The sequence below is a fragment of the Polaribacter sp. 11A2H genome, from assembly GCF_011379025.1.
In the GTDB taxonomy this organism is placed as follows: Bacteria; Bacteroidota; Bacteroidia; order Flavobacteriales; family Flavobacteriaceae; genus Polaribacter.
Map to the genome: position 1 here is coordinate 286863 of NZ_WTLD01000005.1, position 24556 is coordinate 311418.

Annotated in this window: 24 protein-coding genes; 11 read left to right on the forward strand and 13 right to left on the reverse strand. The window is 30.7% G+C overall.

What is annotated here, in order from left to right; all coding sequences use genetic code 11:
* Nucleotides 1-18: 18 nt before the first annotated feature.
* Nucleotides 19-2238 (reverse strand): RelA/SpoT family protein, encoded by a 2220-nt coding sequence (locus GQS58_RS08840; RefSeq protein WP_166384983.1) that lies wholly within the window; start codon nucleotides 2236-2238, stop codon nucleotides 19-21.
* Nucleotides 2239-2344: 106 nt separating this feature from the next.
* Here GQS58_RS08840 and GQS58_RS08845 point away from each other — a divergent pair, with 106 nt between their 5' ends.
* The gene (locus GQS58_RS08845; RefSeq protein WP_166384985.1) at nucleotides 2345-2821 is read left to right on the forward strand and encodes a hypothetical protein; all 477 of its coding nucleotides are present in this window, start codon (nucleotides 2345-2347) and stop codon (nucleotides 2819-2821) included.
* On the opposite strand, the gene GQS58_RS08850 is transcribed toward GQS58_RS08845, so the two are convergent.
* The 11 genes from GQS58_RS08850 to GQS58_RS08900 form a co-directional block, all read right to left on the reverse strand.
* Entirely contained in the window at nucleotides 2818-4050 is a 1233-nt protein-coding gene (locus tag GQS58_RS08850; protein WP_166384986.1) for a M48 family metallopeptidase, read from the reverse strand. The two genes, GQS58_RS08845 and GQS58_RS08850, sit on opposite strands and share 4 nt — an antisense overlap.
* Before the next feature lie 45 nt (nucleotides 4051-4095).
* Entirely contained in the window at nucleotides 4096-4548 is a 453-nt protein-coding gene (locus GQS58_RS08855; RefSeq protein WP_166384988.1) for a GNAT family N-acetyltransferase, read from the reverse strand.
* A gap of 57 nt (nucleotides 4549-4605) precedes the next feature.
* Nucleotides 4606-5352 carry a polyphosphate--glucose phosphotransferase gene (gene ppgK / locus GQS58_RS08860; protein ID WP_166384990.1) on the reverse strand — a complete coding sequence of 249 codons (747 nt, stop codon included), beginning with the start codon at nucleotides 5350-5352 and terminating at the stop codon, nucleotides 4606-4608.
* A 2-nt stretch (nucleotides 5353-5354) separates the two neighbouring features.
* Nucleotides 5355-6152 (reverse strand): TrmH family RNA methyltransferase, encoded by a 798-nt coding sequence (locus tag GQS58_RS08865; protein WP_166384992.1) that lies wholly within the window; start codon nucleotides 6150-6152, stop codon nucleotides 5355-5357.
* 235 nt (nucleotides 6153-6387) lie between these two features.
* Nucleotides 6388-7194 (reverse strand): type 1 glutamine amidotransferase domain-containing protein, encoded by an 807-nt coding sequence (locus tag GQS58_RS08870; RefSeq protein ID WP_205860412.1) that lies wholly within the window; start codon nucleotides 7192-7194, stop codon nucleotides 6388-6390.
* 8 nt (nucleotides 7195-7202) lie between these two features.
* Entirely contained in the window at nucleotides 7203-8363 is a 1161-nt protein-coding gene (locus GQS58_RS08875) for an iron-containing alcohol dehydrogenase (protein ID WP_166384994.1), read from the reverse strand.
* Nucleotides 8364-8374: 11 nt separating this feature from the next.
* Entirely contained in the window at nucleotides 8375-9370 is a 996-nt protein-coding gene (locus GQS58_RS08880) for an NADP-dependent oxidoreductase (protein WP_166384996.1), read from the reverse strand.
* A gap of 5 nt (nucleotides 9371-9375) precedes the next feature.
* Nucleotides 9376-10008: an NAD(P)H-dependent oxidoreductase gene (locus tag GQS58_RS08885; protein ID WP_166384998.1), complete on the reverse strand. Its 633-nt coding sequence runs from the start codon at nucleotides 10006-10008 to the stop codon at nucleotides 9376-9378.
* 14 nt (nucleotides 10009-10022) lie between these two features.
* Complete coding sequence (locus tag GQS58_RS08890; RefSeq protein ID WP_166385000.1) at nucleotides 10023-10685, reverse strand: NAD(P)H-binding protein; 663 nt, start codon at nucleotides 10683-10685, stop codon at nucleotides 10023-10025.
* A gap of 1 nt (nucleotide 10686) precedes the next feature.
* The gene (locus GQS58_RS08895) at nucleotides 10687-11271 is read right to left on the reverse strand and encodes a TetR/AcrR family transcriptional regulator (protein ID WP_166385002.1); all 585 of its coding nucleotides are present in this window, start codon (nucleotides 11269-11271) and stop codon (nucleotides 10687-10689) included.
* A complete protein-coding gene (locus GQS58_RS08900; RefSeq protein ID WP_166385004.1) occupies nucleotides 11271-11639 on the reverse strand; it encodes a MauE/DoxX family redox-associated membrane protein in 369 nt (122 codons plus the stop codon). Before GQS58_RS08900 ends, GQS58_RS08895 begins: the two co-directional genes overlap by 1 nt.
* Nucleotides 11640-11878: 239 nt before the next feature.
* Here GQS58_RS08900 and GQS58_RS08905 point away from each other — a divergent pair, with 239 nt between their 5' ends.
* The 8 genes from GQS58_RS08905 to GQS58_RS08940 all read left to right on the forward strand — a co-directional run bounded on the left by GQS58_RS08905 (nucleotide 11879) and on the right by GQS58_RS08940 (nucleotide 20480).
* Entirely contained in the window at nucleotides 11879-12751 is an 873-nt protein-coding gene (locus GQS58_RS08905) for a helix-turn-helix domain-containing protein (protein ID WP_166385006.1), read from the forward strand.
* Nucleotides 12752-12874: 123 nt separating this feature from the next.
* On the forward strand, nucleotides 12875-13681 hold the full coding sequence (locus GQS58_RS08910) for a universal stress protein (protein WP_166385008.1): 807 nt from the start codon (nucleotides 12875-12877) through the stop codon (nucleotides 13679-13681).
* 185 nt (nucleotides 13682-13866) lie between these two features.
* The gene (locus GQS58_RS08915) at nucleotides 13867-14298 is read left to right on the forward strand and encodes an RrF2 family transcriptional regulator (protein ID WP_166385010.1); all 432 of its coding nucleotides are present in this window, start codon (nucleotides 13867-13869) and stop codon (nucleotides 14296-14298) included.
* A 58-nt stretch (nucleotides 14299-14356) separates the two neighbouring features.
* On the forward strand, nucleotides 14357-14692 hold the full coding sequence (locus GQS58_RS08920) for a cupin domain-containing protein (RefSeq protein ID WP_166385012.1): 336 nt from the start codon (nucleotides 14357-14359) through the stop codon (nucleotides 14690-14692).
* Between the two features lie 20 nt (nucleotides 14693-14712).
* On the forward strand, nucleotides 14713-16932 hold the full coding sequence (locus GQS58_RS08925) for a nitric-oxide reductase large subunit (RefSeq protein WP_166385014.1): 2220 nt from the start codon (nucleotides 14713-14715) through the stop codon (nucleotides 16930-16932).
* A gap of 67 nt (nucleotides 16933-16999) precedes the next feature.
* Nucleotides 17000-17389: a group III truncated hemoglobin gene (locus tag GQS58_RS08930; RefSeq protein WP_166385016.1), complete on the forward strand. Its 390-nt coding sequence runs from the start codon at nucleotides 17000-17002 to the stop codon at nucleotides 17387-17389.
* A gap of 255 nt (nucleotides 17390-17644) precedes the next feature.
* Nucleotides 17645-18919: a porin gene (locus GQS58_RS08935; protein WP_205860413.1), complete on the forward strand. Its 1275-nt coding sequence runs from the start codon at nucleotides 17645-17647 to the stop codon at nucleotides 18917-18919.
* Nucleotides 18920-18938: 19 nt separating this feature from the next.
* Nucleotides 18939-20480, forward strand: a complete 1542-nt coding sequence (locus tag GQS58_RS08940) for an SLC13 family permease (RefSeq protein WP_166385018.1) — start codon at nucleotides 18939-18941, stop codon at nucleotides 20478-20480.
* 162 nt (nucleotides 20481-20642) lie between these two features.
* Here GQS58_RS08940 and GQS58_RS08945 read toward each other — a convergent pair whose 3' ends face one another.
* The gene (locus tag GQS58_RS08945; protein WP_166385020.1) at nucleotides 20643-21080 is read right to left on the reverse strand and encodes a TlpA family protein disulfide reductase; all 438 of its coding nucleotides are present in this window, start codon (nucleotides 21078-21080) and stop codon (nucleotides 20643-20645) included.
* A 152-nt stretch (nucleotides 21081-21232) separates the two neighbouring features.
* Here GQS58_RS08945 and GQS58_RS08950 point away from each other — a divergent pair, with 152 nt between their 5' ends.
* Both GQS58_RS08950 and GQS58_RS08955 read left to right on the forward strand, forming a co-directional pair.
* Nucleotides 21233-22240, forward strand: coding sequence for an LLM class flavin-dependent oxidoreductase (locus GQS58_RS08950; RefSeq protein WP_166385022.1), 1008 nt, complete (start codon nucleotides 21233-21235; stop codon nucleotides 22238-22240).
* Between the two features lie 260 nt (nucleotides 22241-22500).
* On the forward strand, nucleotides 22501-23292 hold the full coding sequence (locus GQS58_RS08955) for a patatin-like phospholipase family protein (protein WP_166385024.1): 792 nt from the start codon (nucleotides 22501-22503) through the stop codon (nucleotides 23290-23292).
* Nucleotides 23293-24556 lie beyond the last annotated feature (1264 nt).

Genomic DNA, 24556 nt, shown 5'->3' on the forward strand with positions numbered 1-24556 from the left:
CTTTTAATCAATTGATATTTATAAAGTATTAACACGATCTACTTTTTTAACTCCTTCTATTTTAAGAAGGTTTTTTATCAATTTATCTAATTGCGAGCTATTTTTAACACTTATAGAGATTTTACCATCAAAGACACCTTCATTTCCTTTAATATTTATGCTGTTAATAAAAACGCCCATATTGCTAGAAATAGTACGGGTTACATCATTTGCCATTCCTTGATTGTCTACACCAGAAATATGTAAAATAACTTTAAAATCTTGTTGAGAAGAATCTATCCACTTAGCCTGCATTACTCTATAGGCATAGTTAGATTGTAATGAAATAGCATTCGGACAGTTCATTTTATGAACTTTTATCCCTTCATTTATGGTTAAAAAACCAAAAACTTTATCTCCAGCAATTGGATTACAACATTTAGAAAGCTTATAATCTAGTTTTTGTTCTTCTTTACCAAACACTAAAGAGTCGTATTTGTTTGTAACAGAATCTAATTCTACGTATTCTTTTTCAGCAGTATTTCTACTTAGTTTGGTTTTAAAGAAATTTAAAATTTTACTGTTTCGCTGAGAAACAAAAGCTTTTAAAAGAGTATTGTCTATAGTACCGCTACCAACTCTATAAAATAAATCGAAACTTGTTTTTAATTTAAAATAATTAACAAGTTCATTAATATTTTTATCCGTGAAATTTATTTTTAAATGACGTAATTTACGTGTTAAGATAGCTTTTCCTTCATCTGCAATTAACTTTTCTTCTTCATTTAAAGCAGCTCTAATTCTTGCTTTTGCTCTTGCTGTAATTACAAAATCTAACCATCTGGCATTTGGCTTATTAGAAGCGGTTGTAATTACTTCTATTTGGTCTCCACTTTTTAATTGGTGACTTAAAGGCATTAATTTACCGTTTACCTTTGCGCCTCTACATTTTAAACCAACATCTGTATGTATCGAAAAAGCAAAGTCTAAAGCAGTGGCGTTTTTTGGAAGTGATTTTAAATCGCCTTTTGGCGTAAAAACATATATTTCTTTAGAATATAGGTTTAGTTTAAAGTTTTCAACAAAATCTACTGCATTTAAAGACTGTGTTTCTAAGGTTTCTTTTAATTTATTTAACCAATCTTCTAATCCGTTGTCTTTAGTTTCTCCCTGTTTGTATTTAAAATGTGCAGCATACCCTTTTTCTGCAATTTCATTCATTCTACTAGAGCGAATTTGTACTTCTACCCATTGAGAACCAGGTCCTACAACCGTAATATGTAAGGCCTCATAACCAGTAGATTTTGGTTGAGAAATCCAATCTCTTAAACGCGTAGGGTTGGGCTTAAAGTAATCGGTTACAATGGTATAAATTTTCCAAGCATCAAATTTATCGTCATTAGAATTTGGGTTGTAAATAATTCTAATGGCATATTTATCATAAACCTCATCAAAAGTTACATTTTGATTGATCATTTTTCTACGAATAGAATAAATAGACTTAAAACGCCCTTTTATTTCATAATCGAAGTTTTCTTTATCTAAGCCAGCTTTTAAAGTCTCTTCAAATCGTTGTAAATAGACTTTTTGATCTTCTTTACTTTCTTTTATTTTACCTAAAATACCAAAATAAGCCTCTGGTTCTGTATATTTTAAACCAAGATCTTCTAGCTCTGTTTTTATATTATACAAACCTAATCTATGGGCTAAAGGCGCATAAATATATAAAGTTTCAGATGCAATTTTAACCTGTTTATGAGCAGGCATTGCATCCATAGTTTGCATGTTATGTAATCTATCTGCAATTTTTATTAAAATAACTCTAACATCATCATTTAATGTTAAAAGCATTTTTCTAAAATTTTCTGCTTGTATAGAAGCATCTTGCTCTTTGTTTAAGCGAGATATTTTGGTTAATCCGTTTACAATTTTAGCAATGGTTTCACCAAAAAGGTTTTCCATATCCTCTAAGGTGTATTCCGTATCTTCAACAACATCATGCAGCAAGGCAGAAGCTATAGAAATGGCATCTAAACCAATTTCATAAGCAACAATTTTAGCAACCGCAATAGGATGATAAATATAAGGTTCTCCTGTTTTTCTACGTTGCTCAGAATGTGCATCTACAGCAATGTCAAAGGCTTTTCGTATAAGTTCTTTGTCTTCTTTAGACATAATCTCATACGTACCCTTTAACAAATCTTTATATCGTTTTGCTATTTCCTTATTTTCTTCTTCTATGGTTGCGGTGTATTCCAAAAGCGTTATTTTAAATTGGGGGTTAACTCAAAGTGAATTTAGCAATAAGTATTTTAACATACAAGTATTTCGTTTTCTAAATGTATTTATTTCTTATTTTTGTAAAATGAAAAATATTTGTATCAGTTTTATCGTTTTATTTATCAGTATTACTATGAATGCTCAAGAAAAAGCAGGGCCAAATCGTCTTTTTGAACTTCAAAAAAAGAAAGTAGAAATAGATATAAATAAAGATGTTTTTACAAGTGTTACTACAAATATGTATGTATCTAAAAAACCACAAGCATTAATTGTAGGTTTGTTTATACCTATTTCTTATGAAACTAAAAAGACAAAAATAAATAATAATCCTGCTGCGGAAAGAATGGAGTTTAAAGGGGAGCAGATGATAAATAGTGAAAATGTTTTATTGTTAACTGGTACGATAATTAAAAAAGGAATTGAATTTACAAAACAAAAATATTATATAAAGCAAGATCAATACACTTGTATAGAACTTACAACCATGCTTGCTGTTAATGCAGATGCTAAAGATAAAATGATGTTAATGAAAATAGTGCATTCCGTAATAGAAAAAAATTAACTTTCTAAATTATTAATTCTTTCCAACAAAGTTGGATGAGAGTAGTGCGCAAAAACATACGCCGGGTGCGGAGTTAAATTACTCAAACTATTTTTAGATAATTTTTTAAGCGATGTTATTAAGGCATTTCCTTCAAAAGTTTCTTTTGCATAATTATCTGCCTGATATTCAAATTTACGAGACATATAATTCATAAATAACCCTGTAATTTCTGATATTGGCGAATATAAAATTCCGAATGCAATTAAACCAATATGAAAACTTGGTATAGAAACACCTAATGCCTCCGATAAAACCGCAGAATTGATAAATAAGGATAGAATAAACAATGTGAATCCTGTTAATAAAATTGATGCTATTAAATTAAAAACGATATGTTTTCTTTTATAATGGCCTACTTCATGTGCTAAAACAGCTACAATTTCATCCGTTTCTAAGTCGTTTATTAAAGTATCATATAACGTAATTCTTTTTTGTGATCCAAAACCAGAAAAATAAGCATTTGCTTTGGTGGATCTTTTAGAACCATCTATCACAAAAATATTATTGATGGTAAAACCAACACTTTTCGCATATTTTTCTATGGCAGTTTTTAATTCTCCATCTTCTAACGGACTTTGTTTGTTGAATAAAGGAACAATCAATTTAGCGTAAAACATATTCATAAACAAAGAGAAAATAGCGACAAAAGCCCAAGCATACATCCAAAAATTCTCTCCTGTAAGTTGATAAAACCAAATAATTAAAGCCAGAATTCCGCCACCTAATAAGGCGCTCATTACCAATCCTTTTATTTTATCTAACCAAAATGTTTTTTTTGTCGATTTATTAAAACCAAATTTTTCTTCAATTACAAATGTGCTATAATAGGAGAGAGGCGTGGTCATTATTTCTGATGCCAACATAATAACTCCGAAGAAAAGTAAAGCAACCAAAATTGGATTATCTGTATAACTTCTGGCAAAATCATCTACATATTTAAATCCGTCTAAAAAAAAGAAAACTAAGGTTAAAAGTGTAGAAAACAATGATGTGATGTTAGTAAACTGAGCACTGGTCTTTTTATAAGCTTGTGATTTTTTATATTCATCTTCGTCATAAACATCCTTTAATTTAGCTGGAATTCCTGCATCAAAACGTTTTTCATTTAAGATATCTAAGAATTTATCAACCAGAAAACTGATAATTAATATGGCAATAATGATATAGAATAAAGTAGTTGGTTGCATAAAATATATAAAAGGTGCTAAACAAAATGCTTAGAGTTGTTTTTATTAAAAGTGTAATTTCATTCCTTCGTGCGTAGCTTTAAAGCCTAAGTCTTCATAAAATTTAATTGCTCGAGGTCTTTTTTTATCAGAAGTTAATTGTACTACATGTACATTCTTTTCTTTTGCTCGGTTTATAGCCCATTCAAAAGCACTTTTTCCTATTCCGAGTCCTCTTTGATCACTTCTAATAAACACATTTTCTATTTGTGCTCTCATTCCGCCACAATAACTTAAATACTGAATATAAGTAATTTGTAAAGTTCCAATAACTTGAAAATCCTTGTTTTCTATAACAATAAGTTCTTGGTTTTTATCTGCATCTATGTTTTTAAAGGCTTCCAAATAAGAATTAGGTAAAGGATTCTTAAAGTTTTCTCTTTTTTTACCAAGTTCATCTTCAGCCATCATTTTAATAATTTCCGAAACGTCGTTTATGGTAGCTTTTCTAAAGTTCATAATCCATTAAATTTTTATTGAAAGTAGTATTGTAAAAAGAAAATAATAAAGCGTATTTTATTTTTTATGTTCTTTACTCGCGTAAATTGCTGCTCCAATAATACCAGCATTGTTTTTATATTCAGCAACTTTTACTTTTACATCAGTTTTTAAATATTCTTTAAAACCGTCATATCTTTTGCTAATTCCACCACCTAAAACAATTAAACTAGGTGTGTATACAATTCTTATATATTCTAATAAAGAATCGAACCTGATAGCCCAGTCTTTTAATTTTAAATTCTCTTTTTTTCTTACGGAATCTGCGGTGTAAGATTCAATTATTTTACCATTAGTATGTAACATTTTACCTATTTCTAAATTAGGAATTAGGTTTCCATTAAAAAACAGACCAGAACCAATTCCGGTACCTATGGTAACCATAATTACAACACCTTTCTCTTTTTTAGCAGCACCTAAACTTACTTCTGCCAAACCTGCTAAATCGGCGTCATTACTAACGTAAAAAGGCAATTTACATTCTTTTCTAAATAATTTATCAACCTTAACATTTAACCATTTTTCACTTAAATTTCCGGTATGAATACATTTACCATTTACAATTGTGGTAGGAAAACTACAACCAATTGCTTTTTTCCAGTTAAAATGATTTACCATTTCATTTACAACCTTTGCAACTGCTTCTGGTGTTGCTGGTTTTGGTGTATCTATTCGGTGTCTTTTAGAAAGTAATTTACCTTTTTTTGTATCTACTATTGCTGCTTTTATTCCAGATCCACCGATATCAATTCCTAATACTTTCATTTTTACTTTTTAAAATTTCTTTGTCTTTTTGCTTCAAACAAAATAATAGCAGCAGAAACAGATACATTCATAGAATCTATTTGCCCTTGCATAGGTATGTTTACGTTTTGTGTAGCAGCTTCTCTCCAAACATCTGTTAAACCAGTAGCTTCTGTACCTACAACTATTGCAGCACTTTCTGTATATTTTTCTAAATGATATTCATTAGAATTCTGTAAGGTAGCAGCATATATATTGATATTCTTTTCTTGTAGAAACGTAATTATTTCTTCGGATGTTCCTATGGCTATTTGATTGGTAAAAACACAACCAACACTAGACCTAATAATGTTTGCATTATACAAATCGCTTTTAGGATTTGCAATAAAAACAGCATCTACATTTGCTGCATCTGCAGTTCTTAACAATGCACCAATATTTCCTGGTTTTTCAACACCTTCAGCAACTAATATTAATGGATCTGTAGTTTCAAATAAGATGTTTTCTAAAGAGAAGTCTTTTGCTTTTGTAACAGCAATAATACCTTCTGTAGAGCCTCTATAAGCCAATTTCTGATAGACATCTTTAGAGATTTCTATTCTGTTTACATTGGCATTAAAAAGATGTAAAATTTCATTTTCTGAAATTAAATCTGGATAAAATAAAATGGTATCAAATTCATAATTTGCAGAAATCGCTAGTGTAATTTCTCGTTTACCTTCAATGATAAACAAACCTTGTTTTTTTCGTTCTCTTGCTTTTTCTTGTAGTTTAAGCAAGTTTTTTATATACGTATTATGAATACTCGTTATTTCTTTCATTAGTACAAATATACCTAATTATAGGTATTGGATAAAAAGTAAATAATAACAATATTTGTAGGTATATAAACCAAACTATCGTTTTTTAGTATAAAATGTATATTAAACTAAATTTATATATAAAGGAGTGATTTAATTTGCCTAATTGTATGTATTATTAATGCAAAAAGGCTCGCAATTTGCGAGCCTTTTTGCATTAATAAACTGATATTGTTTACTAAAAGTTAAAAATTAACTATTTTAAACTAGCTAATAATTTTTCTGCAACTAACTGAGAAGATGCAGGGTTTTGACCTGTAATTAAATTACCATCTTGCACAGAATAAGGTGCCCAATTGTCTCCATTAGAATAAAATGCACCGTTTTCTATTAGCATATCTTCTAATAATAATGGTACTATTTCTGTTAAACCAACAGCTGCTTCTTCTTTATTAGAAAAACCTGTTACTTTTTTACCTTTAACTAATGCAGTTCCGTCTGCATTTTTTACATCTTTTAACACAGCTGGTGCATGACAAACAAAAGCAATTGGTTTTTCTTGACTATTAAACTTTTCAATTAAAGCAATAGATACTTTATCGTTTGTTAAATCCCATAAAGGACCGTGACCACCTGGATAGAAAACAGCATCAAAATCATCTGCATTCATATCTGCTAATACTTTTGTATTTGCAATTTTAGATTTTGCATCTGCATCATTATTATAACGATCTGTATCTTCTGTAGCAGCATCTGGAGCATCACTACTTGGGTCTATAGGTGCAGCACCACCTTTTGGAGTTGCAATAGTAATTGTTGCTCCTTTATCTAATAATGTGTAATATGGGTTTGCAAATTCTTCTACCCAAAATCCTGTTTTTTTTCCTGTATCTCCTAATTTATCGTGAGATGTTAATACAAATAATATATTCATTTTTTTATCTTTTTTAATAGTTGTTTCTATCTCTGAAACTTTTTCAGAGGTTGTTTCTTTTTTAGTCTCTTTACAACTAGATGCTGTAATAATTGTAAGCGTTAAAGCTATAATTTTTGTGATCTTCATATATTTAATTAGTAAGCCATTTTTACTATTTTCTCTACTTTTTCTGGTGTTAAGTTTTGGTGTTCTCCTAAACCTAACCAACCACGATCTGTAAAACGTTTTGCTATTTCCTCTGCAGTACCTTTATAATCATCTGTATAATCAGATAATTTTGTTTGTATTCCTAATTTATGAAAAAAGGCTTCTGTTTTATCAATTGCAGCATGCGCTCTCTCTTCTTTATTACCTTCTTTTATTTTCCAAACACGTTCTCCAAATTGTGCTAATTTTTCTTTTTTAGTTTCAAAATTAAACTTGTAATGACTTGGAGTAATAATTGCTAAAGTACGTGCATGGTCTATACCAAACAAAGCCGTTAACTCATGTCCCATTGCATGAACAGCCCAATCTCCAGGAACTCCTTTTTGAATTAATCCGTTTAAAGCCATCGTACAGCTCCACATAAAATTAGCAGCGGCTTCATAATTTGTAGGGTCTTTTAATACTTTTGGCGCAATCTCTATAATGGTTTGTAAAATACTTTCTGCAAAACGATCTTGCAATAATGCTCCAACTGGGTAGGTCATATATTGCTCTAAAACGTGTGTAAAAGAATCCATTAATCCGTTTGCCAATTGGCGTTGTGGAATAGAGCTAATTACTTGAGGGTCTAATATAGAAAACACAGGGAATAAACCAGGACCACCCATTGCTAATTTTTCTTTAGTTTCTGCTCTGGTAATTACGGCTCCAGAATTCATTTCAGAACCTGTAGCTGGTAATGTTAAAACAGTTGCAAAAGGCATTCCTATTTCTGTTCTAATATTATTGGTTAAAATATCCCAAGGGGTATCTCCTTCAAATAATGCTGCAGCAGATAAGAATTTAGTTCCATCTATTACAGAACCACCACCAACAGCTAATAAATAGGTAATGTTTTCTTCTTTAATTACTTGTAAAGCTTCCATTAAAGTTGCGTATTCTGGGTTTGCAGGGATTCCTCCAAACTCTACAACATCAACTTTTGTTAACGCTTTTTTTACTTGTTCGTAAATTCCATTTTTTTTGATACTTCCTCCACCATATAGTAATAATACTTTAGCGTCTTTAGGAATTTCACTTTCTAATTGTTTAATTGTGTCCTTTCCAAAAATAATTTTGGTTGGGTTTTTTAATTCAAAATTGTTCATTTTTTTTCTTTTTAAATTTTAACGATCATTTTTCCTTTGTTTTTACCTTCAAATAAGTCGATAAAAGCATTTGGTATATTATCGAAACCTTCTACGATGGTTTCTGTGTACGTTAGTTTTCCTTCTGCTAACCAGCCTGATAAATGTTTCATTGCTTTTGGAAATTTATCTGCATAATTAGACACAATAAAACCTTGCATTAGGGCACTATTTTTTATTAAAAAGGGCTGTACACTAGCACTTTTTGGTAACTCTGTATTGTTGTAAACAGAAATTGCACCACAAATAATCATTCTAGCAAAACGGTTAATGTTAAATAAAACTGCATCAGATATTGGTCCACCTACATTATCAAAATAAATATCTACACCATTTGGTGCCAATGCTTTAATATCTGCATTAATATCTTTACTTGTGTTGTAATTAATACCTGCATCGAAACCAAACTTGGTTTTAAGCATTGCTATTTTGTCATCAGTACCTGCAATACCAATTACATTTAAACCAAGAATCTTAGCAATTTGCCCAACAACAGAACCAACTGCACCTGCAGCACCAGAAACTACAATAGTTTCTCCTGCTTTAGGTTTTCCAATTTCGTTTAATCCTAAATAAGCAGTTAAACCAGTCATCCCTAAAATACCTAAGTATGTACTTAACGGAGCTTTAGAACCATCTACTTTTAAAAGACCGTCTCCATTAGAAACTTGTTGTGTTTGCCAATTTAGCATCCCAGAAACATAATCACCTTCTTTAAAGTTTTCGTTCTTAGAAGCAATTACTTTAGCAATTACTCCAGAGTGTACTGGTTTGTTTAATTCAAAAGAAGGAATGTAAGATTTTGCATCGCTCATTCTTCCTCTTAAATATGGATCTACAGAAACATAAGCAGCTTCTAAAAGAATTTCTCCATCTTTTATTACTAATTCAATGTCTTCCGAAACAAATTCAAAGTTAGAAGTTGTTGGTTTTCCTTGTGGTCTATTGTTTAATAAAATTTTTTTCATTTTTTTTATTCAATTACAGTTACTAAATCTTTCATAGGTTTTCTAACTTTTACCAAGTTTACCAACCAATCTTCATCTTCTTTTCTATAACCTAATGGTAATAAAACAGCACTACGTAAACCTTTTTCTCTTAGGCCTAAAATTTCATCAACCGCTACAGGATCAAAACCTTCTAAAGGAGTTGCATCTACACCTTCGTAAGCAGCAGCAATTATAGCATGACTAAAAGCAATATAAGCTTGTTTTGCTGCATGGTTAAAGTTTTCTTCAGCATCTCTTTGTGGATACATACCTAATAACATTTGACGGTAATCTTCCCAACCTTCGTTTTTAAAACCACGAATTTCGTTTGTTAAATCGAACATATAGTTGATGCGCTCTGGTGTATACGTATCCCAAGCTGCAAATACCAATAAGTGAGAACAGTCTGTAATTACAGATTGATTCCAAGCAACTGGTTTAATTTTTTCTTTTACCTCTTGGTTTTTAATTACATAGATTTCAAAAGGTTGTAACCCACTAGAAGTTGCTGCTAAACGAGCTGCTTCTAAAATGCGTTCTATTTTATCTTCTGCAACCACTTTACCATTCATGGCCTTTGCAGCATATCTCCAATTTAATTTATCTAATAATTCCATATTTTTTTCTTTGTTTATTTTTTTGAAAGTTTTTTTATATCGTTTGAAGTAATTATTACTTCGGCATTATTTTTAGTATTTGCTAGGTTTATCATTGCTTGTGCAATGTGTTTAGCATCTATTATTTTATATTCTTTTAATTTTCCTATAAATAAGGGTTGAATTACTTTAATAACCACCAAACCTATTTTTTCTAAAAGTCTACTTTCTTTTCTTTCTCCTCCAATTAAGGAAGGTCTTAAAATAAAAGTGTTTTTAATGTTTTGTTTTAAAACATCTCGCTCCATTTCTCCCTTTGTTTTATTATAAAAAACAGTACTTTTTGTATTTGCGCCCATGGCGGAAACTACTAAAAAGGTAGCAATGTTATTTTCTTTTGATAGTTTTGCTGCAGTAACAGGAATACCATAATCTATCTTTTTGTACAATGATTTATCTGGTGTTTTTTTTGCAGTTGTACCAATGCAACAATACACTTCGTCTGCTGTAAAATCTGCTTTAAATTTTGCTAAATCTAAAATATCACCTATAAATTGTGTTACCTTTTTTGGTAAACCATCAATTTTAGAACGAGAAAATAATTTTATAGTCTCGTAGTTTTTATCTTCAATTAATTGATGAAGAATATGGTTACCCGTTAAACCGGTTGCGCCTAATATAATTGCAGTTTTCTTCATCTTATTTACAAAGTTTTATACTGCTCCAAGCAGATTGATACGCTTCTTCTAAATGAGTTTCATTTAACTTAAAAGAACCTCTTTTTTCCGACATCATTAAAAAGGATAACGGATTTATAGCATACGCATATAAAATATAATCTGACATCGGTTTAATAATACCTTCCTTTTTACCACGTGTCCACAAGTCGAGTAGGGGTTGTAAATGCTTAATTCCCTCTTGTCTACTTGGTTCATCTATCATTGGTGTGTTATCACATTGTGCTAAAAACATCGCATTTTCACATTCTTTTAATTTAAAGTTAGCAATGCGGTTCCATATCAATTTAAAACCATCTTCTACAGACATATTAACATCATACGTTTCAAAAGCATAGCTTGTATATTTTGCTTTTACTTCTATATATGTTTTGTTCACTAAATCTTGCTTGTTTTCAAAATACAAGTAGATAGTAGCAGGAGATACATTTGCCATTTTTGCAATTTTACTCATAGGTGTCGCATGAAAACCGCTATTATTAACGAGTTCTATTGTTGCCTTTACAAGTGCATTACGTTTGTCTATACTTTTTTGAAGCTTTGCCATTATTTGCTGTTTTTTTGAAATTTATATGCCAAAGCAATGAACACAAATTGTATAGGTAATCTAATTAACGCTGCTTTGTGACTTCCAATAGCTGGTGTTTCTGAAAACACATCCCAAATATGAATTGGTAAAAACAATATCATTAAAATTAAGATTCCGGTTGCACCAATATATTTGTATTTTGGTATTAATAATAAAATACCTAATAAGATTTCTACCACACCAGAAGCATAAATAATAATGTCTTTATATGTTAAAAAATCAGGAACAAATACGGTGTAAAATTCTGGCTTAACAAAATGTTGTATTCCTCCATAAATCATAAATATGGCAAATAAAATACGTAATACGTTCCAAATAATTTTCATTCTCTAAATATTAGACGACAAAGATACATAAAAATGAACGTTCATTCTTTTTTTTAACAAAGATTTATATTTATACACTTATAAATATAAATGATACCTCATATAACTACAAGAAAATATGGAATAGATAAGCCAATACAAAAGGTATTTAGTGCAAGTTAATTACATAAATTGGTATCTTTGAATAACCAATTAACAATAAAAACTCCTTGCAGACACCCTTTATTAAAAATTATACGATGAACGACGTTGTCGAAATTATTGGAGACAAACCACAACTGTACACAGATTTACATGTGCATTTGTCTAAAAATAATTTTGATAAAACTCCTTTTTCAGCACCTTTTAGAGCAGGGAATTATACTTTTTTATTGATTACTAAAGGAGCCATAAAGTTACAGTTAAACCTAATTACATATACTTTAAAAACTAGTGAGATGATTGTAGTGAAACCTCAAACGGTTTCTCAAATTATAGAAGTCAGTGATAATCTAGAAATTATTAGCGTTAGTTTTACGGTAGATTTTATTTTTAAAATACTATTAAAGAAATCTGAGTTCGATGCCATAGATTTTATAACAGCCAACAATTTTCCGAAGTTAAAATTATTAGAACAAGAAAAGGAAACCTCTATAGTGTTGTCTAAATTATTAGCAAAAAATAATAATGCCGATGAGCTTCTTTTACCTTTTAGAAATGAAATAATAATGCATTCTTTTGGGTTATTATTATATCATTACGGAGCTATTTTTAAAAGAGAACATCCAAATTTAGAAGCACATTTAAATAGACAACAACAATTAACACTTCAGTTTTTAGCCATCTTAAACGATCATTTTAAAAACGAACGCTCTGTTAAATTTTATGCAGATCGTATGCATTTAACTTCTGCTCATTTATCTAAGGTTTTAAAGGAAGTTTCAGATAAAACAGCTGGTCAATTAATTGATGATACCGTAATTATGGAAGCTAAATTGTTGTTGAGCAACCCGTTATTGAGTATTTCTCAAGTTGCCAATGAATTAAAATTTAGTAACCTTTCTTTTTTTGGCAAATACTTTAAGAAAAATACAGGTGTATCGCCTTCTTACTTTAGAAAAAACATAAAATAATATAATTTATATTTTTTGTTAAACTTATATAAAAACTTGTTATTGACCAATACATCCCTTTTTTTGACCACCATATAATGCGGATTGTTTTTTATCTTTGAGTATAAACAAACCATCTAAGTTATGAGTATTATAGTAGCTACCAATTTTTCTAAATTATCTGAAAATGCTGTATTATACGCAGCAGCATTAACAAAACAATTTCAGACAGAACTTGTATTATTTCATGCATTTAGATTGCCTGTACATGCTGCAAATAGTAGGTTATCTGCCGTGTCTTTAGATGTTTTTTTTCAAAAAAATAAAGATAAATTAAAGAAGATAGCAGCGCAATTAAGTAAAGAGTTTCAAATTAAAGTTTCTTATAAGAGTAGTTATAGTGATTTGGGTGAAGAAGTAGATCATTTAATGAAAGCGTATAATGGTCGTTTTTTAGTGATTGGTATGTCTCCAAAATCTATGGAACAAAATTTATTGGGCAATCCTACAACGAGTGTTATAAGTATGAAAGAATTTCCGGTATTGGCAATTCCTATAGAAGCAAAATTTAAAGAAATAAAACAAATACTTTTTGCGTGCGATTTATTACAAGACATCCCTTTAAAAACCTTAGCAAAACTACGTCAGGTAGCATTAAACTTAAAAGCCACGGTTACTGTTTTTTATGTTGATCAAAAAATTGAAGAATTAAAAACAGAAATAACTAGCAATCTAAATAAGGAATTAGAAGATGTTACTCATTTTTATAAAAATGTAAAATCTAATTCGGTGATTGAATCAATTGAAAATGAGATTAAAAAATCACATTCAGAACTCTTAGTCATGATGCCTAAAAAATATGGTTTTTGGGAATCTATTGTGCACAAAAGTAAAACCAGAGTTATGGCTTCTGGTCAAAATATTCCGTTACTTTCAATTCCTATTGACTAGCTGTCCCTCATTTTTGTTGTAAATCTTGTATTGTTTCTATTATATCAATACAAGGTTTTTTTTATGTTTAAACTTTTTTTTTTAGAATAAAAGAGTAAAGAATATTTACAAGCAGAATTTATAAGGGATATATTTGTCCTTTATAAAATAATAGCTATATTTGTGCTATTAAAATAAGTAACATTATGTTTTCTAAAACTTGTGAATACGGACTAAGAGCTGTGCTATTTATAGCACAAGAAAGTGCCAACGGTAATAAGGTTAGTATGAGTAAAATATCAGAAGAAATAAACTCACCACAAGCATTTACAGCAAAAATTTTACAACAACTTAAAAGAAATGCAATTATTACATCTGTAAAAGGACCTTATGGTGGTTTTACTATTGAAGAAAAACAGATGGAAACCAAACTAAGTGAAGTTGTAAGTATTTTAGATGGAGATAATATCTATAAAGGTTGCGGTTTAGGATTAAAACAATGTGATGCAGAATCTCCTTGTCCGTTGCATTTTAAATTTGTAGATATCCGTGATAACTTAAAGAATATGTTAGAAAATACTTCTATAAAATCTATAATTGATGATATGACTTTAGAAGGACTATTATTAAAACGCTAAAAATTTAATCAAACAAGAGATATAAATATCTTTTAATACTTTAATCAAACTTAATATAATGAAAATAGCATCGATCACAGAAAATTTAATCTACGGAAAAGACAAACCAGCAGTAACTGTATTAATTAAAACAGCAACCACAAAAGAAATAAGAATCCTTATGAAAAAAGGACAACAAATGAAAGAGCACAAAGCGCCGTTTCCTATTGTTATAGAATTATTTGAAGGAACGATAGATTTTGGAGTAGAAGGAGAAAAGCAACCATTAAAAAAAGGAGATTTAATTGCGTTAGACGCAAATGTTCCTCACGATTTATATTGTACTGAAGATTGTATTATAAGACTTACAATTTCAGTTTCAGACAGCGAACAAAGAGTAAAAGACGTAGTATAATTTATATAAAGAACAACAACATGAAAAAAGTTTGGATTGCATTTACTAGTGTGGTAACACTATCCTTTATAGTACTTATTTGGGTGGGTACAGAAGTTTATCAAACACAACCACCAATACCAGAAACCGTTATTATACAAGAAACAGGAGAAACCTTTTTAACCAAAGCAGACATACAAATTGGTCAGAATGTTTGGGAATCTATTGGCGGAATGGAAGTAGGTTCTATTTGGGGCCATGGTAGTTATGTGGCACCAGATTGGTCTGCAGATTGGATACATAAAGAGGCCGTTTTTATGTTAAATGCTTGGGCAAAAAAAGATTTTAACTCCACCTACGAAAATTTAGACGTAGAAAATAAAGCAGCTTTAAAAGCGCGATTAATTAAACATGTAAAAACAAATACATACAATGCAAAAACAGGTAGCATTACCATATCTAAAGATCGGTACACCGCTATTTTAGAGAATTATAAACATTATACAGACATCTTTTCTAATGGTTATGAAAAATATGCAATACCAAAAGGAGCTTTAGTAGACACCACAAAATTAGCACAATTAAATGCTTTTTTATTCTGGACTTCTTGGGCAGCAAGTACCAACAGACCAGAAAAAGACTATACCTATACTTCTAACTGGCCACATGAACCTTTAATAGATAATACCATTACACCAGATGCTCAAATATGGTCTGGGTTTTCTATTGTATTGTTATTATTATTTATTGGAGGGTTAAGCTATTATTACATTCGTAATCACGAAAAAGGAGAGGCAATAATGCATCCTAAAAAAGATCCTTTAGATACCTTGGTATTAACAAGATCTCAAAGATCTGTATTAAAGTACTTCATTGTTATTTCATTATTAATTGCATTGCAAGTTATTTTAGGTGCCTTAACAGTACATTATACGGTAGAAGGACAATCTTTCTTTGGTTTCGATTTATCTAGTTTTTTACCATATTCTATAACTAGAACTTGGCATACTCAATTGGCTGTCTTTTGGATTGCTGCAACTTGGTTAGCAACAGGATTATTTTTAGCACCAATGATTAGTGGTAAAGAAATGAAGTTTCAAGTATTCGGAATTAATTTTCTATTCGTTTCACTATTACTTATCGTATTAGGTTCTATGATGGGCGAATGGTTAGGTGTACATCAATTTTTAGATTTAACAACTAACTTTTTCTTTGGGCATCAAGGATATGAGTATATGGATTTAGGTAGATTCTGGCAAATATACTTAGGTATTGGTTTGATATTATGGGTACTTATGGTAGGTAGACACGTTGTGTTTGCAATTAGAAAAAATGATGATTCTAAACATTTATTAATCATTTTATTAATTTCTGTAATAGCAATTGGTATGTTTTTCTTCTCTGGTTTAATGTATGGAGAAAACAGTAGTTTACCAGTAATTAATTATTGGAGATGGTGGTTGGTACACCTTTGGGTAGAAGGTTTCTTCGAAGTTTTTGCAACCGTAATTATTGCTTTTATTTTCTTAAGAATGAAAATTTTATCAGCAAAAACAGCAGGAAAAGCTTCTATAGCATCAGCAACCATATTTTTAGCAGGAGGAATTATTGGAACTTTACACCATTTATATTATTCGGGAACTCCTGTGCAAGCAATTGCTTTGGGAGCAACATTTAGTGCTTTAGAAGTGGTGCCGCTAACTTTAATGGGCTTTGAGATTCGTGAAAATTGGAACCTTTTAAAGTCGAATCTATGGATGCAAAAATACAAATGGCCAATATTTTTCTTTATTGCCGTGGCATTTTGGAACATGGTAGGAGCAGGTGTATTTGGTTTTTTAATTAACCCTCCAATTGCCCTATATTATATTCAAGGTTTAAATACTACCGCAGTGCATGCACATACAGCGTTGTTTGGGGTGTATGGATTATTAGGAATGGGATTTATTATTATCTGTTTGCGTTTTTATTCAGACAGAGATTGGAGTTCTAAAAAACTAAAAAGAGCCTTTTGGTTTTTAAATATTGGGTTAGTAGCCATGGTATTTTTAAGTATGTTGCCTGTAGGAATTATACAAGCCTATACGTCAATAACAAAAGGATATTCTTTTGCAAGAGATGCAGAATTACTCTATTCTCCAACAGTACAAACCTTAAAATGGATGCGTGTTATTGGTGATGTTATTTTCTCTGTAGGTATTTTTTACTTCTGTTGGTTTACCATACAAGAAACCATTTATTGTATCAAAAAGAAAAATTAAGTTTAAGTTGATAAATAATCCGCACACACCTAATATTGGTTTGTGCGGATTTTTAATTTTATATAAAATGAAAGAAATAGAAAACAGAAAAGATATTAACCTATTGGTTGTTAGTTTTTACAATGCAGTTAGAAAAAATGAATTATTAGGGCCTATTTTTAATAGCCACCTAGCGGCGGATCAATGGCCTGCTCATTTAGAAAAACTGACAGATTTTTGGGTTACTGCTTTATTGGGAGATGTTTGTTTTAAAGGAAGCCCAAGTAAAGCACATTTAAAAGTAGATAAAAACTTGAAACATACCATGAGTCAGCTTCATTTTGAAAAGTGGTTAGAAATCTGGTTTACAACCATAGATTCTTTATATGTTGGTGATTTAGCGCAAAGAGCCAAAGATGCTTCTAGAAGAATGGCTACGGGGCAATATTTATATGTTTTTAATCATAGAGAAGCATAAAATAGTTTTATTTAATATTTAATTCCCTTTTAATTCTAAATGAGAAATTATTTAATAAAATGGTGTTATTTACCTTTTTACCTCTCTTTAATTAGCTGTATAAATTTTAAATAGCTTTAAAATAATTTTTTCAAAAGAAACTTAACGTGATATATATCAGTAAGTTTCTTTTATAGTTATGCTAGTTTAGCGAATAAAATACCTTATGATTCGTATTCTTAAAATTTAAAAGATTATAAACTAAACCAATTAACTATGAAAACAACCAAACTTATTTTTACTTTAATATTCTTATATACTGCTAGTTACGCACAGAGCAATAAGCTAAAACTAAATTTAGATGAAACAGGTAAAACCTACATAAAAGCTTCTGTAAGGATGCAATTATGGGCTAGGTATTTTGATAGCAACCCAGGAACTACCATAAACAATGAAGCAGCAAATAATGTATTCGACATTTCTATTAGAAGATTAAGAATGGGCATTTCGGCACAATTAACACCTAAATTATATGTGTACTCCTTATTTGGTGGTAATAATATGAATAGCAAAACAGAAAAAGATTTTCAGTTTGAAGTGTTAGATTTATATGCGGAATATGAATTTACCAAAGAACTTGCATTGGGTTTTGGAGAATCTGGATGGGAAGGATTAAACAGATGGAATGTAAGAAGCAGTAAATCTTTAATGGCTGTAGATGCTCCTTTATATTCTTTGCTAACGGTGAATAAGAATGATGATATTGCACGTGGATTGGGTATTTGGGCAAAAGGACAAATACATAAGTTCGATTATGTTTTATCTTTAAAAGACCCAATTCAATATGGAGTTACACCAACAGAAGGAAAGGTAGATTTTGCAACCAATAAACCACGAAAAAGAATATCTGGTTATGTGAAATATGAATTTCTAGACAATGAAAGTAACAAATCGCCTTATAGTGGAGGCGCAGGAACATACATTGGTACAAAGAATATTTTAAACTTAGGTGCTGGTTTTATGAACCAACCTAAAATGACATCACAACTAATAAATGGAATAGAAAAATATTACGATTTTAAAAATTGGGCAGTAGATGTATTTTATGACGCTCCGCTTGATATAGAAAAAGGAACTGCAATTACCACCTATTTAGGATACAATCATAATGATTTTGGACCTAATTATGTAAGAAACGTTGGCGCTAATGATATTACTTCTGGTGGAACTTCTTTTAATGGTAGCGGTAATGATTTCCCGATGATAGGAACTGGAAACACCACTTTTTTCCAATTGGGCTATTTATTAGCAAAGGGTAAAAAGAGTTTCCAATTACAACCTAACATTGCCGTTCAATATTCAGATTTTGATGCTTTAGAGGATGTAATGGTTGTGTATGATCTAGGGATTAACTGTTTCTTTAATGGACACAGCAACAAATTAAGTTTAGGTTATCAAAATAGACCTGTTTATCAAAATATAAATAATCAACTTAAGGTAGACGAACGAAAAGGAATGTTGGTATTGCAGTACCAAATAGAAATAAACTAACCATTTAAAACAATTAACTATGTCATCTTTCGAAGCGAATACAGAAATTAATATGAAACTAATAATTATCGGGCTACTTGTGTTTTTCGGTATGGTTTTTTTTGTAGATCTACAACCCGGAAAACCAGAAGTTACCTATACAGCTGCAATTGCTGTGCTAATGGCTTTTTGGTGGGTTACAGAAGCATTACCCATTGGTATTACTTCTTTGTTGCCCATTATTTTATTCCCGATGCTTGGGGTTTTAGACGGTAAAGCAATCTCTAACGCCTATATTAATTATGTAATCTTTTTGTTTATTGGAGGTTTTATTATGGCTTTGGCTATGGAAAAATGGGAGCTTCATAAACGAATTGCTTTAAAAATACTTTCTATTGTTGGTGGTAGTCCGTTTAGAATTATGCTAGGGTTTATGTTGGCTTCTGCGTTTTTATCTATGTGGATGTCTAATACGGCCACCGCAATGATGATGCTTCCTATCGCTTTTTCTGTAACTGCTGCGTTAGAAGAAGTATATGGAGAAGGAAAAATAAGTTCATTTGCTGCAGGTTTGTTATTGTCTATTGCACATGCGTGTTCTATTGGTGGTATAGCAACATTGGTAGGGACACCTCCTAATTTATCCTTTTTAAGAATTTTCCAAATTATCTATCCTGGAGCGCCAGAAATTTCATTCGGACAATGGATTACGTTTGCTTTTCCAATTACAGTGATGATTTTTGTTTTTTCGTTATTTCTGTTATACTATACCTATAGACCAAAAGGAAAAATTGAAAAACTAGATGCCTCTTTTTTTACAGATAAATATAAAGCACTCGGTAAAGTAAGTGCAGAACAAAAAAGAGTATTTGTTTTATTTGTTTCGTTAGCTTTATTATGGGTGTTTAGATCTAACCTTAATTTAGGTTTTACAATCATTCCTGGTTGGAGTTCTCTTTTTGAAAATCCTAAATATTTAAATGATGGTACTGTGGCTATTTTTATTGCCATGTTACTATTTATTGTACCCTCTACAAAAAAGAAACAAGCCTTAGTAGGATGGAAGATTATGATAAAATTACCTTGGCATATTGTATTTCTATTTGGAGGTGGTTTTGCATTGGCAAAAGGATTTATAGATTCTGGATTGTCTAATTATGTTGGCGGACTTTTAAGCGGAACAAAAGATATGTCTCCAGTAGCATTGGTAGCTACTTTAACAACCATGATGTCTACACTTACAGAATTTACATCTAACACCGCAACTACAGAAATGATGTTGCCTATTATTTCTGGATTAGCCACAGAAATTAAAGTAAATCCTTTGTTAATAATGATTCCGGTTACGTTAGCAGCCTCAATGGCTTTTATGCTACCTATTGCAACACCGCCTAATGCAATTGTATTTGGTACTGGTAAACTAAAAATATCTCAAATGATAAAAACAGGAATTATCATCGATATTTTTGCAACCATCATTATTGTAATCATGACCATCGTTTGGGGAACCATTATTTTTGATATCGACCCAACTGTATATCCAGAATGGGCAGAACATGCTGTAAAAGCAATTAAACATTAAATAATTTAAGTATTATTTTAATATTGGTGGTTGTCTAAAGAGTGTTAAGCCTTGTCATGCTGAACTTGTTTCAGCATCTAAATCCGATGAAATTCAGTTCTTGTAAGAATCTGAAATAAATTCAGATTGACAAAGAAAACTCTTTTTAGACAACCTCTTTTTTTATCCATTAACCAAACTTTCTAAAGCATAAAATAATCTATTTGCTGCGTTTTCTTGAGATCCGAAGATAGAGCGAAACAATTCTCCTTTTTCAGAAATAAGCAACCACTGTGGCGTTCCTTCAGCTTTAAACTGATCGTACACTTTGTGGTTTTTATCAATATAAATCGGAAACGGATTCTCACCACTTGTAAAAATACTTTTAATATTGGCTTTAGTTCCTTCTCTATTAGAAAAATCTGCATGAATACCTGCAACTTGAATTGTTGGATATTTCTGCTGAAATTCATATGCCAAAGGAATCGCACGACCTGTGCATCCTAAACAATCATTGTTATAAATTATCAGTAGTAAAATCTGGTTTTTATACGCTGTCATTAAATCTACAGCAATTCCCTCTAAATCTAAAACGGGTATGGATTGTATGGTGGTATTCATTTTAAAATGCTTGTTTTTAGAACTATGTACAAATTTAGCATTTCGTTATTTATATTAACAAAACATTATCTTAAAAAGGGACTACTTTCTGTAATTTTGTAAGCTTAAAAACGACTTTATATTCGAAATATAATTATTGATTATTCGTACTTATGAAAACTCTACAAACAGCATATTCCATCTTAGATCTTGCTTTAGTTTCCGAAGGGAATACTTTAAAAGATACCTTTAATAATGTATTAGAATTAGCACAAAATGCCGAAACCTTTGGGTATACTCGTTATTGGTTGGCAGAACATCATAATTCTACAAATATTGGTAGTATTGCCACCTCAGTTTTAATTGGGTATGCTGCACAAGGAACTAAAACCATTCGTGTTGGTTCTGGCGGAATTATGTTGCCCAATCATTCGCCATTAATTGTAGCAGAACAGTTTGGTACGTTAGGCTCTTTATACCCAAATAGAATAGATTTAGGTTTGGGGAGAGCTCCGGGAACCGATAGAAAAACGGCAGAAGCCATTCGATCGGATTTTATGGAAGCAGCGCAACATTTCCCTAGAGAAATAGAAAAAATTCAGACTTATTTTTCTAAAGAAAACGAACATGCAAATGTAAGAGCTACGGTTGCAGAAGGCGTTGAGGTGCCACTTTATATTTTAGGATCTAGCACAGACAGTGCACATTTGGCAGCCAAAAAAGGATTACCGTATGCATTTGCAAGTCATTTTGCAACAACACATTTATGGAATGCTTTGGCCATTTATAGAGAAGAATTTCAACCTTCGGATGTTTTAGAAAAACCGTATATCATTGCGGGTGTAAACATAATTATTGCAGAAACCGATGAAGAAGCTGCCAATTTATCTACGTCTTTAATTAGAATGATTGTAGGTTTATTTACCGGAAAAAGAGATTTTGTACAACCTCCAACTGCCATGACAGATTATTATAAAGAGATTTTACAAAACCCGCAAGTACATCAAATGCTAAAATATTCTTTTATAGGAAGTAAAGCAACTGTAAAAGCACAAGTAGAAGACTTTTTAGAAAAAACGCAAGCGGATGAATTAATTGCAGTAACTAATATTTATTCGATAAAAGATAGAGTTCGTTCTTATGAGTTATTTGCAGAAATTATGAAAGAATTGAATTCTTAATTGATTAGAAATTAATTAATTAAAATAATTATTGAATATCTCAGTGTCTGTTCGAGCGCAGTTAAGAATTATTGGGTTACTAATCAAGGTTTCTACTTATCTCAACCAAATTTTTGATAAAAGTGTATAGAAATTTTTTTCTAATTTTAAGATATTTTATAGTTGATTACCTCTAAAAACGATTGCCTTAGTAATAAATAGCTTCTAAGTTATTTAAGAAGTATATTTACGTGTATTTTCTAGACTAAAAAAAGAATCAATTGCTTAAAAATTACAGTGAACAACTTTCTAAATTAAATGTAAACATTCCTATAAACTTGGTATTATCTGGAGGAGGCATTAAATGTGCCGCACATTTGGCTTTGATAGAAAAGATAGAAGAACTTGGTTTACAAATAAATGCTATTTCTGGAAGTAGTGGAGGAGCTTTGGTTGCTTCGTTATATGCTTCTGGTATTTCTACACAAGAAATTTTAGAGATCTTTAAAAAAACAAGTCTTTTTAAATTTTCATTTTTCAGCATTACAAAAGCAGGGCTTTTTGATACTTTTTTATTTAAATCGATTATAGAAAATAAAATTAAAAATAAATTTAGCGACTTAGAAATTCCTATTTATATTACTGCCTCTAACATGCAAAGTGGCAAGTCTCGTTATTTTAGTAAAGGTCAATTATTAAAACCGGTGTTGGCTTCTTGTGCTATTCCTGGTATTTTTACGCCAATTATAATCAATAAAACACTGTATTCCGATGGTGGAATTTTAGATAATTTCCCAATTAAGCCTTTTCTTAAATCAGGTTTACCAATTATAGGAAGTTATGTTGGTAAACCTGCCAAAAAAACGCCTCAACAATTAAACTCAACCTTTAAAGTGATTGCACATGCTACGTATTTAAAAGCACATGCTGCAGAAGGTTTTAAGTTTGCAGCTACAAAAATGACCGTTAGTTTTCCGTTGTCTGAGTATTCTGGATTAGATAATAAAGATTCAGAAAAAATATTTGATATTGGGAAGGGATATTTGGATGGAATTTTGATTAATTCATTTTAATTCTTTTTTTTTAAGATAGTTTGTTTAAAGAGACGTCATTCTTTAAACTGACACCTACAAGGTTTTTGAAACCTTGCAGGAGGAAATATCAATATATTTAATTGAATAGAGTAACAAAAATCTAATATTAAATTTATGGTCTTTATAAATAGAGGTTTCTTCTCTATACTTCTCAATGAGGATAAAACCAATAAATAAAATATAAATTATTACGAAAACTTATCCCGACATATTATAATTTTAGTAGCAATTCAAAAGGTATGGAACGGCAAGCTTTAGTATCAGTCACAGATTGCTTCGTGCCTCGCAATGACAATAAAACCAATAAATAAAATAAAAATTATTTCGAAATCTTATCCCGACATATTCTAATTTTAGTAGCAATTCAAAAGATATGGAGCGGCAAGTGTCCAAAGAACTTTTGCAGTCAGGACACGATAGTGTAATATCTTGTAGAATTCAATAAAATTATCAGAAGTCTAGATTTTGGTGAAGCCTGTGCTGAACTTGATTCAGTATTCATCAATGGAAAAGAGCAGTGAATAGAAAATTTTAAAAAGTATAGTTATATGCTATTACGAGTAAACCGAAGTACTCTTTAGCCTCTGTCACAGATTGCTTCGTGCCTCGCAATGACAATAAAACCAATAAATAAAATAAAAATTATTTCGAAATCTTATCCCGACCTATTATAATTTTAGTAGCAATTCAAAAGGTATGGAACGGCAAGTGTCCAAAGAGCTTTTGCGGTCTGGACACGATAGTGTAATATCTTGTAGAATTCAATAAAATTATCAGAAGTCTAGATTTTGGTGAAGCCTGTGCTGAACTTGATTCAGTATTCATCAATGGGGAAAGAACAGTGAAAATAAATTTTAAAAAGTATCGTTATATGCTATTACGAGTAAACCGAAGTACTCTTTAGTATCAGTCACAGATTGCTTCGTGCCTCGCAATGACTTATTAGACTTCTTTTATTTTTTAAGAATCAGTTTACCCAAATAAAAGATAATCCTTGTCAAAATCAACAGCTTTCGCATTATGAAATGTTAACTACATTCAATGTAATTATGACTTAAAAAGACCCTTTAGGTTTTTAAAACCTGAAGGGTCTCTCAAATGGTAATATATCACTCTACCAAAAATCTTCCCTCTATAAAAAATACCCTTCTCGTATAGAAATAATATGCAAACGTCTATTAGGTTCTTATAAGATAGTGCATAGTTTCAGCTAAGATTTGTTCAATAAAAACACTCAAAAAAG